The 13,939-nt window shown below is 64.5% G+C and carries 14 protein-coding genes; 11 read left to right on the top strand and 3 right to left on the bottom strand.

The window, feature by feature from the left end; all coding sequences use genetic code 11:
• The 3 genes from ASG84_RS27505 to ASG84_RS16925 all read left to right on the top strand — a co-directional run.
• Positions 1-138 (top strand): carboxyl transferase domain-containing protein (locus tag ASG84_RS27505; RefSeq protein ID WP_156399567.1); only part of this gene is annotated, 138 nt, incomplete at its 5' end.
• Positions 135-437 carry an acyl-CoA carboxylase epsilon subunit gene (locus ASG84_RS16920; protein ID WP_057478206.1) on the top strand — a complete coding sequence of 101 codons (303 nt, stop codon included), beginning with the start codon at positions 135-137 and terminating at the stop codon, positions 435-437. The genes ASG84_RS27505 and ASG84_RS16920, both read left to right, overlap by 4 nt.
• A 32-nt stretch (positions 438-469) precedes the next feature.
• Complete coding sequence (locus ASG84_RS16925; RefSeq protein ID WP_057478215.1) at positions 470-1,102, top strand: Maf family protein; 633 nt, start codon at positions 470-472, stop codon at positions 1,100-1,102.
• 11 nt (positions 1,103-1,113) lie between these two features.
• On the opposite strand, the gene ASG84_RS16930 is transcribed toward ASG84_RS16925, so the two are convergent.
• The gene (locus tag ASG84_RS16930; protein WP_057478207.1) at positions 1,114-1,557 is read right to left on the bottom strand and encodes a flavodoxin domain-containing protein; all 444 of its coding nucleotides are present in this window, start codon (positions 1,555-1,557) and stop codon (positions 1,114-1,116) included.
• A 113-nt stretch (positions 1,558-1,670) separates the two neighbouring features.
• A complete protein-coding gene (locus ASG84_RS16935) occupies positions 1,671-3,035 on the bottom strand; it encodes a hypothetical protein (RefSeq protein WP_057478208.1) in 1,365 nt (454 codons plus the stop codon).
• 141 nt (positions 3,036-3,176) lie between these two features.
• On the opposite strand from ASG84_RS16935, the gene ASG84_RS16940 reads away from it, so the two are divergent.
• Positions 3,177-4,454 carry a glycosyltransferase gene (locus ASG84_RS16940; RefSeq protein ID WP_057478209.1) on the top strand — a complete coding sequence of 426 codons (1,278 nt, stop codon included), beginning with the start codon at positions 3,177-3,179 and terminating at the stop codon, positions 4,452-4,454.
• A gap of 5 nt (positions 4,455-4,459) precedes the next feature.
• Here the strand turns inward: ASG84_RS16940 and ASG84_RS16945 are convergent, their stop codons facing one another.
• On the bottom strand, positions 4,460-5,782 hold the full coding sequence (locus ASG84_RS16945; protein ID WP_057478210.1) for a hypothetical protein: 1,323 nt from the start codon (positions 5,780-5,782) through the stop codon (positions 4,460-4,462).
• 580 nt (positions 5,783-6,362) lie between these two features.
• On the opposite strand from ASG84_RS16945, the gene ASG84_RS16950 reads away from it, so the two are divergent.
• From ASG84_RS16950 to ASG84_RS27085, 7 genes are all read left to right on the top strand, one after another.
• Positions 6,363-7,811, top strand: a complete 1,449-nt coding sequence (locus ASG84_RS16950; RefSeq protein WP_057478211.1) for a condensation domain-containing protein — start codon at positions 6,363-6,365, stop codon at positions 7,809-7,811.
• Between the two features lie 46 nt (positions 7,812-7,857).
• Positions 7,858-9,315 carry a condensation domain-containing protein gene (locus ASG84_RS16955; protein WP_057478212.1) on the top strand — a complete coding sequence of 486 codons (1,458 nt, stop codon included), beginning with the start codon at positions 7,858-7,860 and terminating at the stop codon, positions 9,313-9,315.
• Positions 9,293-10,693 carry a condensation domain-containing protein gene (locus ASG84_RS16960; protein ID WP_057478213.1) on the top strand — a complete coding sequence of 467 codons (1,401 nt, stop codon included), beginning with the start codon at positions 9,293-9,295 and terminating at the stop codon, positions 10,691-10,693. The genes ASG84_RS16955 and ASG84_RS16960 overlap by 23 nt, the downstream gene beginning before the upstream one ends.
• A gap of 68 nt (positions 10,694-10,761) precedes the next feature.
• Positions 10,762-11,658, top strand: a complete 897-nt coding sequence (locus tag ASG84_RS16965) for a sulfurtransferase (RefSeq protein ID WP_032404103.1) — start codon at positions 10,762-10,764, stop codon at positions 11,656-11,658.
• Positions 11,655-12,068 (top strand): SufE family protein, encoded by a 414-nt coding sequence (locus tag ASG84_RS16970; protein ID WP_057478214.1) that lies wholly within the window; start codon positions 11,655-11,657, stop codon positions 12,066-12,068. The genes ASG84_RS16965 and ASG84_RS16970 overlap by 4 nt, the downstream gene beginning before the upstream one ends.
• Before the next feature lie 122 nt (positions 12,069-12,190).
• Entirely contained in the window at positions 12,191-13,660 is a 1,470-nt protein-coding gene (locus ASG84_RS16975) for a condensation domain-containing protein (protein WP_057478216.1), read from the top strand.
• Between the two features lie 109 nt (positions 13,661-13,769).
• On the top strand, positions 13,770-13,939 hold a 170-nt coding region (locus ASG84_RS27085), incomplete at its 3' end, for a biotin carboxylase N-terminal domain-containing protein (protein ID WP_156399569.1).

Genomic DNA, 13,939 nt, shown 5'->3' on the forward strand with positions numbered 1-13,939 from the left:
GTCGCGGCCGAACGCGGGTACCTCGATGCCGTCATCCCGCCCAGTCACACCCGCGGGCAGATCGTGACCGCGCTACGACTGCTCGAACGCAAACAAGTCACCCTCCCACCCAAGAAACACGGAAACATCCCCCTATGAGCGAAGCGAATCAGGACGCAGCGAGCGCCGAAGCGAATCAGGACGCGGCAAGCGCAGAGGTCGTAGCAGCGGAGGACGGGACATCCGCCGCGTCTCCGCACGTTCGCGTGGTGAAGGGCAACCCGAGCGACGAGGACCTTGCGGCGCTGGTGGCAGTGTTGACCGCTGCGCAGGGTGGACCCGCATCGGTGGGCGATTCCCGGCCCGCCGAGCTGTGGGGTTCGCCGGAGCTGCTGCATCGCCGCTTCGCACCCCAGTCGGCGTACTCGTACGCAGCCTCGGGTCGCTACTCGCGGTGACTGTGCCACTCCCGGAGGACGATCGGCGTCCGATACGTCTGGTCCTGGCGTCTGCTTCCCCCGCCCGCTTGTCGGTGCTGCGCGAAGCCGGCGTCGAGCCGATCGTCCAGGTATCGGGTGTGGACGAAGACGCGCTCACCGAGGCCCTCGGGCCGTCGGCGTCTCCGGAAACGGTGGTGACGGAGTTGGCCAGAGCCAAGGCGGCCGCTGTGGCCGAGACATTCACGGACTCGTCGCACGACCTTGTGATCGTGGGCTGCGATTCGATGCTGTCGATCGGCGGCGAGCTCCACGGCAAGCCGCATTCGGTCGAGGTGGCGCGGGAACGGTGGCAGTCGATGGCGGGGAACAGCGGCGAGCTGCTGACCGGCCATGCAGTTCTTCGAGTGACGGCCGGAGTGGTCGTGGCGCAAGCTGCAGCACACAGTTCGACCGTCGTGCATTTCGCGACACCGTCGACGGTGGACCTCGAGGCCTACCTCGCCTCCGGTGAGCCGCTTCTGGTCGCCGGTGCCTTCACCCTGGACGGGCTCGGAGGTTGGTTCGTGGACCGCATCGAGGGCGACCCGTCCTCCGTGATCGGCATAGGCCTACCGCTGGTGCGAACCCTGTTGAACCGGGTGGGGACGTCCTTGGCCGAGCTGTGGGGTCGAGCCTCGTCGTAGCCGCGCCGGTGTCAGGGCAGCAGGTCGATCAGTTCGCGAGCCCACTCCTCGGCCATGGTCTTCGGCTTGATGTTGGACGAGCTGTCGTGCCGAGCGTGGCTGCCGATCTGCTTGCCACCGAGCTCGGTGAGCTTCTCTGCGATGATCTCGCCGCCGCGGTTGAAGGTGTCCTCGTAGACACGGTCGCCCAGTCCGAACACGGCGAACTGGAGCCCCGCGAGGTCAGGTGCATCTTCGACGAGTGCATCGAAGAAGGGCTCTGCACCGGTGGGGAGTTCGCCGTCGCCGTAGGTGGAGCAAATGATCACGTGGACGTCGTCCGTGTCGATGTCGGACACCTCGTACTCGAGCATGTCGCGTACCTCGGCGTCATGATCGCTCAGAACGTCCGCAATCTTGTCGGCGACATCTTCGGCCGTACCGGTCTCGGACCCGAACAACACGACCACTGCCATGGATCGCTCCCTTTCTCACACCTGACCGAACACTCGAACAGTCGGCAAGCATAGCGGCACCGGGGATCCGGGCGAAAATCCGTCTGCACCCATATTTGTGAGGTGTCTCGAGGTCACCAGAACTCGGGCGTCAGACCCCAACTGTCGTACTCCGCCTCGACGAGCCCGCGCAGGTGTTCCTTGCTGGGGAATCTGTCCGGATCGAGCCCGGTCACGCACAAGGTCGCGCGATCGCCCGATTCGTTCCACCACGCGCTGACGCCGCCGCCGGTGCGCCGCAGCAGAGCCACATCGGTGTTCTGTGTGATCGACCTCATAGCCACTGAGGTGGCGTCGACACCCCCGATGGAGCGCAGCGCGACACCTCGGTTACCGAGATTCGAACACAAGCACAGCGGTGCCGATCCGGATGCGGCAAGTTTGGCCACGATCGCGTCGGGCAGCAGTTGCATCAGGGGTTTGAGTAGCTCGAACGTCGTCGTGACGGTCCGGTCCGCCTGGGCTCGGAATGCCTGTTTGCTCGATGCTCGTATTGCACCCAGATCGTCGCGGTACGCCTCTCCCGCATCTACGTGGATCGAGACGCCGGATGTCGCATTGGCTCGCCGATCTCCCACTCTCCTGGTGCTGACCGGGAGGGCGACCCGAACCTGCTCGTCAGTGCCGATTCGTCCACTGCGAGTCAAGATGCCGAGTACGACCGCTACCAGCAGACTGTTGGAGCTGCCGCCTTTGCTCGCTGCGGCCGCAGTCCAGTCCGTAGACATGCAGTCGACGACGACGGTGCTCGGTACCCATGGGCCATCCGCAGGTGCCACCATCACGCGCGGGCGGTCCGCCTTCGCGTCGGTGGATACCGAGCCGGAGCCCGTGGCGCGTGCTCGCACCGCCTCGACCGCGGCACCGCCGACAGCTCGGGCCGCACCCGCGAGCGCCGCCCCGATCCGACCGACACCGTCGACGATGTCGGCGCCGGAGCGAGCCGACACGGAGTCGGAGTGATCGAGTCCCACTCTCTCGAAATCGTCGGGAACCGCACGTCCGGCCAGTGCGGAGGCGGCGGCCGAGGTCAGAGCCCCTCCGTCGCCGACGACGTGCGAACCCACCAAGGACACGATCGTGCCGCCGCCTTCGACCGCTGTAGCGGACAACCGCCACGCCGGCCCCTCGATCGGGTCCAATCGCACAGCGGCCTCGTCCTCGATCCAACGGTCGACTGCTGCGCGCGCAATCGGAGCGTCCACGACGACGGGATCGGCCGGTCTGCGGGCCGCGGTCCAACTGTCACGTGCTCCGGGGACCCGCACCCGCCGAACGGATCGATCGATGGGGCCCGCGGCGAGCAGATGCCACATCGCGTCGAGTGCGTCGACCGAAACCGGGCGGTCGAATCGCCAGACGATCTGATTGACCACGGGTACCCCGAGAACGCACTCCATGCGGAGGAAGAGGTCGTCGTCGTACGTCAGTCTTTCCACCACGAGAGCCTATCGCTGTGGGCGTACGCACGCAGGTGGGCCGCAATTGTGTTTCCCGCCATATGTTTTCCGTATCGAACCGAGGCAGACGGTACTGATAAGTTGTCTTCGATCCGAAGTCGACGTGCTGCGAAGGACCGTATGAAGTTCGTGATGCCGTTCAACGGGAGCCGCGGTGACGTGACACCCGGCGTGGCGCTCGGTGTGGAACTTGCACGTCGCGGGCACGATGTGGTGTTCGGCGCACCCCCCAATCTTGTGGACTTCGCCCGCTCGAACACGGCTGATTACGAACGTGTGCACGTGGTCTCGTTCGGCCCGGACACCCATCGCCTGTTGGAGTCGGAGCTCATTCGGGTGCGGATCAAGTCGGCGAACCCGCGGACTCGAATGACAGCGCTGGCGGAATTGGCCAATCACGGTTGGGACCAGATGACGGCCCAACTCGCGCAGATGTCCAAGGGCAGCGACGCGATCGTCACCGGCTCACTGGGGCAGGAAATGGCGTTCAACATGGCCGAGGCGACCGGCAATGCCTTTGTGGCGCTGCACTATTGTCCGCTCCGACGGAACGGCGTCGTCCCGGTGATTCCAGGGGTCACCCTGCCGGCCACTGTCAACCGATCGATGTGGGCGCTGGCCGAGGCACTGCGTTGGAAGTCGATGAAGACTCGCGAGAACATCCAGAGAAGAACCCTGGGGTTGGCACCCACTCGTGATTCGTTGCCCAGACGATCCGAGCGGTACGGCGGCGTCGAAATGCAGGCCTACGAGTCGGCGCTCTTTCCCGGGCTGGCCGAGCAGTGGGGGCCGCTGCGTCCGTTCGTCGGGTTTCTCGGGCTGAGCACCGGGCGACTGGAAGCCGATCCCGCACTCGAGCAATGGCTGCACGCGGGTCCCGCGCCGGTCTACTTCGGCTTCGGCAGCATGCCGGTTCCCGACCCAGCAGCGCTGTTGCGCATGATCGACAACGTGACGACACAGCTGGGCCTACGGGCCCTCATCTGTGCCGGTTGGAGCGATCTCACCGGTCCTGAATCAAGTGCAGCTCAGACGAATCCGAACATCATGATCGTCGAATCGGTCGATCATGCGAGCGTGTTCCCGCGGTGCCTTGCCGCTGTCCACCATGGCGGTGCCGGTACGACGGCCGCGAGCTTGCGCGCAGGCCTGCCGACGCTCGTGTGCTGGTTCAGCGCCGACCAGCCGTTCTGGGGAGCTGCGCTGCGACGCATCGGAGCCGGATCGAGCACGAAGTTCTCGGCGTTGTCCGAACTAGTTCTGCTGCAAGGAATTACCGACATCACGACCGATGCAGCCAGAAGTGCGGCACGGGAGCTGGCAAAGATCGTGGTGCCGACCGACGCAGCCGTCACGGCCGCCGCAGACATCGCCGAGGACGCCGCGCGCGACCGCTGACGCACTCACCAGAAGTGCGCCGACAGTCCCCATCGAGTCAACGCAGCGGCCACGTGGTCACTCAGCGCTCGGTAGTCGGGGAATCGATCGGGGTCCATGGCGTGGACGGTCAGGGTGACGGCGGCATCCGTTTCGCACACCCAGGCCGTGAGTCCACCGTCGAGCGATCGAGCGAAATCCGCGTCGGCACCGAAGAAAGTCGCTCTGCCGGACACCGCACGAGCTCGGACACCTGCCACTGTGCTGAAGTCGTCGGGCAACACACCCAGGTTGGACGCCAACCCTTCGGCACCGTCCCGAGGCTGCGGAACGCGCGCAACCACGGCGTCGGGCAGCATCTGAACGAGTGCCTGAGAGATTCCGGCGGGCGCGTGACCGGCCGCCTGCGTCGCGGCGAACGCAGTGAATGCCGCTTTGCTGATCGAACGGATCTGCGCCAGGTCGAGAGCGGTGCAGTCGGTGACAGGAACGTCGATCTTGACGATCTTGGTTGCGTTGGAACGGATATCGGTGTCGGTGCGATCGCTGACGGGCAGCGACCACTGCACGATGTCTCCGATCGAGGCGCGTCCGGCGTTCGCGGACGCAGCCGTCAGAACCGCGATGAACAGCGAGTTCGATGTGCCGCCCCATTTTTGGGCCACCGCATTCCACGTGGCTGCGTCCACCTCGGCAACCATGTGAGGCGATGTCCACTCCGAGTCGGCCGTCGGGTCGGTCGTGATCTCGGAGCGCGTAGGGGTCACTCGCGGGGATGCGGGCGTCGGCACGGATCGGGTCGGGATCGGCAGGGCTGCTACGGCAGAGTTCAGCAGCCAGCCGGCGGCGGATCGAAGCTGCTCGACCGCATCTTTCACGTCCGCGACGATTGCGGCCGGTCCGTGCTCGGCCGGCCTCAGCCGCGGTTGCTCGGCCCGCACGTGCGCGGATCCGGAATTCGCAAGCCGGAACGCCGCGACCAGTGCGCCGCCGTCGGCGACCATGTGCGAGGCAGTCAACGACAGAACCAAGCCACCCTTCGCCAGCGGCGCGGCCGCCAGCCGCCACCCGAGGCCCGTCTCGGGGTCGATATCCGAACCCAGGCAGTCGTCGGCCCACGCCAACACCTCCGAGGACTCGATGGACCCGGGGTGAAAATCGAGTGGATGAGACACCGAGGAGTTCACCCAACGTTCACGGGCGGTCGGCACCGACGGGCCACTGACGCGACGCGCAAGCAAACCGTCGGACAGGTTGTCGCGTAGCTTTTCCAGGTCTTTCCGCTGGACCGATTCGTCGAACCACCACAGAAACTGGTTATAGACGGGATATCCGATGCCATGGTGCATTCGCAAGAATAGGTGATCGGCAAATCCAATTCGAGTCACGCGCCGAACCTACTACATCCACGCATCGAAGTAGCGGTGAGAATTCGCCCGAGAAATGCATTCGCATTCGGCAATAGATGCGTCGACAATCTCCGCGCTGTGGCTCGCGCCATGTTTGCGCTCCGAGGTGGCGCGGGTCGCCTGTCCCCCCAGAATTCAATACCGATCGGGCGGTTATTGTGACCCATCATCAAGGCGGAGTGCACATGCAGTGAATTAGTCGTAGGATACGACAACCGAGTACGACGACCACAGGTGAACGAAGATCGATGGTCAAGAGCTTCGGTAGTGAGAAGTATTACTTCTATGCGCCGCGAAATAGTTTCGGATAGCCCCTATCGTGTCTTTCGGACTCACTTCGGGTCGACAGCAAAGACGTTGTTCTTTCAATGAGGAAAGCAGCAATCGGATAAACGACGAGTCGAATACGCGGCCACGACACCTCCGCTTTACAGACACGGCTCGACCGTAATCGAACACTTACCGATACCGAACTGACGCCGAACACCGCTGGCCGGGCCCGGGATGGAAGAGGACTCACATGGAATACACCGAACTCGCCGACTACCCACTTCCCGCCGGACGGCTCACCGAGTGGGTTCCGCGCGTCGACGACGACCGTTGGGCATCGGATTCTCGCGGGCTGTCGTTCACCCATCAAGATCATTGCGAGCGCAGCGCGCCGGGATCGTGGATCGGGACCGTGTTCGAGATTCATCGCCGCTACGACGTCGAGGCCGTGCGCTCGACCATCCACGCGTACATGGGACGCCACGAAGCCTTCCGGACCAAGGTCAGTCGCGACGCGGAATCCGGTACGTGGCAGCGCTACACAGCGCCGACGGACGCCGTGCAGGTCGTCGATCACGCGCACACCGAACCACGAACCGAGACACAGGTGTTCAGCCATCTGCACTCCTGGTTCGGCGAGACCGTGTCGCCTACGGCCTGGCCGCACTTCGTACTCGCGACCATCGAGCCCGACGATGCCTCGCGTGCCCTCTCGAACGGTCCGGGCGAGTCGTTTCTGCTCGCATTCGCTGCCGACCACTCGGTGATGGATGCCTACAGTCAGATATACGCCATCAACGAGATCGATCGGTTGTACGCGCAGGCCCTGGAGGGCACCGATCCGGAATTGCCCGAGGTGGGCAGCTATGTGGACTTCAGTCAGTCCGAGCGCGAGCTGGGCGACACCCTGACCAGCGACCACGGTGCCGTCCGCACGTGGCAGGACTTCCTGGCCGTGGAGAACGGACGCTTTCCGGGCTTCCCGCTTCCCGTGGCGGTCGAACGTGCATCCACGACCGACGGTCCTGCCGCTCAGAGCAGTATCTCTTCGTGGCTGCTCACCGCGGATCAGTCCGACGCTGTGAACGCCGCGTGCCGCGCAGCCGGATACAACATGCAGGCCGGGATACTCGCGGCCCTGGCGGTGACGAACGCGCGCCTGTCCGGCCGTACGTCGCTGCGCACCGTGATGCCGATGCACACGAGAGACGAACAGAAGTGGGCGGCGTCGGTCGGGTGGTACGTCGGGATCCTGCCGATGGAGATTCAACTCGACAGCGCGCGCACCTTCGGCGAGGCCCTCGAGGCCGCGGCGGCGGCGGGCTCGGCGAACAAGGGGCTCGCACGCATGCCGTATTCCAGAATCGCCCAGATTCTCGAGTCGACGGAGATTCCCCGATTCGTCGTCTCGTACATCGACCTGAGATTTCTTCCGGATGCTGCCCAGTGGCAGGCGCGCAAGGGTCGCGCGTTGCGGAGCAACTGCCACGCGGACGACGAGGTCTACTTCTGGGTCAACCGGACGCTCGAAGGCCTGAACATCTCGGCGCGATTCCCCAGCTCGGATGTCGCGTCCACCAACGTCCATCGCTTCATCACCGAATTCGTGGCCGTGTTGACCGCGGTGATCGAATCCGACGCCGGTACCGATACGGTGCTCACGTCGGTCTCGCAGTCGGTGACCGTCGCCGCAGAGTGAGACACTCGACCGGTCCGCGGCTCGTATCGCAAAGGATGAAGCAACGATGATCATCACCGCCATGGGCAGCTGGAATCCTGCCCCGGGCCGTCTGCTCGAGTGGCATCCGACTCCGGCTGCCCAGGCGAGAGCCGCAGTGGCACCGGTCGATTCGACTCCGCCCTCGTTCCTGCAGGAAGACCATCTGAAGGCGGCGTGGGCGGCGCGGCAGCGCGGAGATGTTCATACCGCGTACACCGGGGTGGCCACCGAGATCGACGGCGACGTGGACACGGCTGCGATGAGCCGAGCTCTCACAACCTACGTTCTGCGACACGAGGGTCTTCGATGCTGGTTCGAGGTGGAGAGCACCGGGGTCGTACGACATCTGGCGGAACCCGAGGTCGCCGAATTCGAGGTACTGGACGCCGGCGACTCGACGGACGACGATGAGTTCCAACGCTATGTGCGGCATCGCTTCTCGGCTGAGGCGACCGCAGATATCTGGCCTGGATTCGTCCTCGGCGTCGTGTCGAGGCCAGGGAGCTTCACGTTGTACTACGGTGCGGACCACGCGTTCACCGATGGCGGTTCGCAGGCGTTGGTCATCAGCGAACTCGCCGATCTGTATGCGCTCGAGATCGGCGACACGGCACCGATGCCGGCAGAGGCAGGCAGCCACCTCGCCTACGCCGCGGACGAACGAGCGCGAGCCGCAACCTACCGGCCCGACTCCCCAGAGATCGCCGCGTGGCGAGACATTTTCGCTCGGCACGACGGATCCATGCCGCGGTTCCCGCTCGATCTGGGACTCGAGCCAGGGGAACGAGCCCCGGTCCGTATCGTCGAACGCCACTTGTTGGACGCAGACTCGACGGCCGCGTTCGACGCCGCATGCAAAGCCGCTGGTGGCAGGATGAGCAGCGGTATATTCGCCGCCGTCGGGATCACCGATTTCGAGCTTGCAGGCACCGCAGAGTATTTCGGGATCACCGTGCTGAGCAGCCGCCATCACGGCGACTACGGACAGTCTCAGGGCTGGTTCGTCAATTTCGCGCCCGTCGCGTTCGAGGTTTCGGGCAACGCGAAATTCTCCGATGTCGCACCGCTGGCTCACACGGGTTTCGAGCGCGCCAAGCACATCGCGGAGGCGCCCGTACACGCCGTACTGGGTGCTCTCGCTGCGGACGGGACACTGGGCAGCGAGCTCGCAGTCAGCCCGAACATGCTCTCCTACATCGACTTTCGCTGGTTTCCTGGAGTCGGACGGGATGCGGACACGCGAGCGAAGCATTTCACCGGAGAAGGCTCCACATCGAACGCATCGATGTGGATCAATCGAGACGGTGAGCACCTGTACCTGGTAGCACAGACCCCGGATACCGATACTGCTGCTGCATCGGTAGAGCGCTATCACACACATTTGGCGCACGTGCTCGAAACCATTGCACGCGAGGGCGATTACGTGCTCTCGCTCGACCATCTCGTTCAGGAGCCGGCCGGTGCAGGTCACCTCGATCACTGAGTACGCCCCGCGCGCGGGTGCCCTGGTCGAGTTCTCCGCACGCGTCGTCGGCAATCCGGAGCCGTCGTCGATTCCACCGTCGTTCAACCAGCGGTTTCACCTGGGTGATCTCGGTGAGGCCGAACGAGTGTGGATCGCCGGGGCCTTCGATGTACCGGGCAGCCTCGACGTCGGGGCACTCGGGTGGGCGTTCGAGTACCTGATCGACCGCCACGACACGCTGCGAAGCTCGTTCGTTTCGACGACAACAGGTGTCGAGCGGGTGCTGTACGGGCCAGGATCGATCGAGATGACACAATCCGCTCGATCAGCTTTCTCATCGACATCCACGCTACGAGATCATCTCCGGACCTCCCTCGAACTGCACTGCGATACAAGGCGATTCCCGTCGTACACCTGTTTCGGAATCGATCGACCGGACACCTCGACGGTGTTGTGCGCTTTCGACCACGCCAACGTCGACGCCATGTCGATCGCAGTCGTCGTGGACGAGATCCGCGCGCTGTACGAAGCCCATCGCCGTTGCCCTTCGAGACCTGAGGTCGATCTACCTCCGGTCGGTGGTTTCGTCGAGTACTGCCGCATCGAAGCCACCGAGCCCCTCGTGAAACCCACGGACGAACGAATGGCGGCGTGGTCGAACTTTCTCCTCGACTGCGGAGGCACCACGCCGAGGTTCCCGTTCGATCTCGGGGTCGCCGAGGGTGAAACAGCTGTGCAGGCCACGACGGTCGACACACTGCTCGACGCCTCGCAGACCCTTCACTTCGAGCACCTCTGCGCCCGCTTCGGTGCCGGACTGTTCGCAGGAGTCGTCGCGGCCATCGCGCAGGCCGTTGCCGACATCGGCGGGCCGGATCACGTGCCCTTCCTGTTCCCACTGCACACCCGACACCGTCCGCAGTTCTCGCGTGCACTCGGCTGGTTCACCACCAACGCCCCGATGACCGTGCGCGTCGGAGCCGACCTACCCGACACGATCCGTACCGCCCACAGCGCGTTTCGCTCGGCTCTCCCGCTCAGCACCGTTCCGATCCCGCAGGTTCTGGCCAACCTCGGCGACGCATTCACGCTGTCGCGGCAGGACGTGTTCATGGTGTCGTACATCGACTACACCAAAGTAGAGGGACACGAACGGTTCGACGAGTCCAACGCTCATCACATCAGCAACGCCACCGTGTCCGACGATGCCCAGTTCTGGATCTCCCGCACACGATCGGGCTTGGCATTGCGATCGCGTTTCCCCGATACCGCCGTGGCGCGGTCGGTGATGAGCGCGTTCGTCGACGAACTCGTCGCTCTGCTGCGTGCGTCCACGACGAACGCCGGCATCGGTCCGCAGACTCCACTCGCGCATGTCGGCGGCGATACCGCATAGGATCGATGGTGCAGACCGCTCACCCCCGGGCGGGCCGCCAGACGAATATCTTCCGTAGGAGCCGATACGTGCCTGTACCAACCGATTCCAATGCAACGTACGCCGACTATGCGCATCCGGATCGACTCGTATCGAACGAATGGCTCTCCGCCCATCTCGGTACCCCGGGCCTTCGCGTCGTCGAATCCGATGAGGACGTGTTGCTCTACGACGTCGGCCACATTCCCGGTGCGGTCAAGATCGACTGGCATCTGGACCTCAACGACCCGGTGACCCGCGACTACATCGACGGCGAGCAGTTCGCGAAACTGATGAGCCGCAAGGGCATTTCACGAGACGACACCATCGTTGTCTACGGCGACAAGAGCAACTGGTGGGCTGCCTACGCGCTGTGGGTGTTCACGTTGTTCGGCCATCAGGACGTGCGCCTGCTCGACGGTGGCCGTGACGCCTGGCTGTCCGAAAACCGTGACACCACTCTCGACGTGCCCGAGTACCCGGCAACGGACTATCCCGTGATCGAACGTAACGATGCGCCCATTCGCGCATTCGCGTCCGACGTGCTCGGCTCTCTCGGTACGGTGCCGCTGATCGACGTGCGCTCCCCCGCCGAATACACCGGCGAACGCACCCACATGCCCGATTACCCGGAAGAAGGCGCATTGCGCGGCGGGCACATTCCCACTGCCGTCAGCATTCCCTGGGCCAAGGCGGCCGCACCGGACGGACGCTTCCGCTCCCGCAAGGAGTTGGACGAGATCTACGCCGGTACCTCCGCAACCGACGATGTGATCGCGTACTGCCGCATCGGTGAGAGGTCGAGTCACACCTGGTTCGTTCTGACCCACCTGCTGGGTTACGACTCGGTTCGCAACTACGACGGCTCGTGGACCGAATGGGGCAACGCCGTTCGAGTCCCGATCGCCAAGGGCGAGGAGCCCGGATCGGCACCGGCCACTCGATGAGCGCGCTTCCGGAATCGCTCGCCGAGATTGTCGAGGACTTCGCCGCAGTGGAGGGACAGGACAAACTGCAGCTGCTGCTGGAGTTCAGTCGCGAACTCCCTCCGCTGCCGGAGCACCTGGCGCAGGATGCGATGGAGCCGGTGCCGGAGTGCCAGTCGCCGCTGTTTCTGTCGGTCGATGCCGGTGACCGGACGCAGATTCGTCTCTACTTCAGCGCCCCGCCCGAGGCCCCGACCACCCGCGGCTTCGCCTCGATCCTCGCTCAGGGGCTCGACGGTCTGAGCGCGCAGCAGATTCTCGATGTACCGGACGACTTCTATTCGGCTCTCGGACTGAGTGACGCGGTCAGCCCGTTGCGACTGCGCGGGATGTCGGCGATGTTGGCTCGCATCAAGCGGCACTTGCGCTGACAGCGCACGCCGCTGTCGTCTTGATCGATACATTGCGTGATCGGTAGACTCTTCGCACGAGCGTCGATGCTCTATTCACCCTCACCCCCGATGTGGTCGAACGAAGGCTGGTTGCTGCCGACATGGAGTTCACGGAGTTAGCGGACTACGCGGTTCCCGCAGGCACGCTCACCGAGTGGATACCCAGTGTCGGCCCGCAGGCCCGCACTCCTGAGGCCGCAGGGTGGCGTCCGGACACTCGACCGACGTCCTACGTCCACGAGGCGCACCTTCGTACGAGTCTGAGCAGTCCACGTCGTGGCCGAGAATCGTGGCTCGGTGCTGCCTTCGAGGTCGCAGGCCCGCTGAACAAGCCGGCATTTCGGCAAGCGGTTCTCAACTGGATCGACCGGCACGAAGCCATGCGGTCGAGCGCGTCGATCGACGAGACGACGGGCGAGATGTCGCGGGTCACCGCCGCGGAGGGTGCCATCGACATCTGGCAGGTGGAGCAGGAGCGGTGCAGCCAGTCGAGTGAGGTCTTCGAGCATCTGCAATATCTGTTCGACGAGTTCACCTCACCGCTCATCTGGCCCGCGTACGCCTTCGTCACTCTCGAACCGCTCGACGACACACGGCCGATCACCGTGTTCTTCGCAGCCGATCACTCGATCATCGACGGTCTCTCCACCGTTCTCGTCGCGCACGAGATCGCAGCCCTGTACGCAGAGGAACTGGGTGGTCCGGCTGCCGCCCTGTTCGAGGCCGGCAGCTACCTCGATTTCGGGTCCTCCGAACGCGAGCGCCATGCCGAACTCGAGCACTCCCACGATGCGGTGAGGATGTGGCGGGACTTCCTCGTCGACGGCGACGGTGAACTGCCTGCGTTCCCCCTCGACATCGGCGATCCGAGCCCGGAAGATGTGCCGCAGGGAGGTCTGTCCGCGTGGGTTCTCGACCCCGACCAGGCCGACGCTTTCTCGACGGCCTGCCGCAAGACCGGGCACAGCCTGTTCGCGGGACTGCTCGCGGTCCTGGCTATCACCGGTACCGAGCTGGGCGGCGGCACTCGCTTCCGCACGGTGACTCCGGTGCACACCCGCGACGAACCTCAGTGGGCATCCGCGCTGGGATGGTTCGTCGGATTGTGCCCCATCTCCTTCGACATCGACGGCAAAGATTCGTTCGGATCGGTGATCTCGGCCGCCTCGGCGGAGGTGAAGAAGACCAAACCGATCGCCCGCGTTCCTCTCGATCGGGTGTTCGCCACTCTCGGCTACTCGGCTCGCCCACGTTTCGTCGTGTCGTTCATGGACGTTCGGTTCGCGCCTGCGGCCGAGCACTGGCCGGACTGGAATGCACGTGCGCTGCGCAGCAAGCAGTATCAACACGACGTGTACGTGTGGATCAACCGCACTCCGCAGGGAATCAACATCGCCGCTCGATACCCGAACACCGAACAGGCGACGGCACGGGTACACGAGTACATCGGCGCCTTGCGCAGGCTGCTCACCGAAGTCGCGGACACCGGGACCGCTCAGATCTCCGGCACCGCCGCGGAGTCGTTCCGTGACGGTCGGATCGACGGTGGTCGAATCCCTACCAGCCAGTAGCCTGTGTCCCCTCGGCGTGGCGGTGCAGTCCGATTACAGCGATGCCCGAGCCGGTGCTTAGACTCCGACGTGACGTTCGCAACGATAAGACTCATTCGTAGGAGGCTCAGTGCCCAGCCATGCCAGTGCTCAGATCACCAAGGTTCTTGTTGCCAATCGTGGTGAGATCGCGGTGCGGGTGATCCGGGCGGCCGCTGATGCCGGGTTGGCCAGTGTCGCTGTCTACGCCGAACCCGACGCCGATGCCCCGTTCGTCCGCCTGGCCGACGAAGCATTCGC

Origin of the sequence: Rhodococcus sp. Leaf278 (assembly GCF_001426085.1) — a bacterium.
Taxonomy (GTDB): Bacteria; Actinomycetota; Actinomycetes; order Mycobacteriales; family Mycobacteriaceae; genus Rhodococcoides.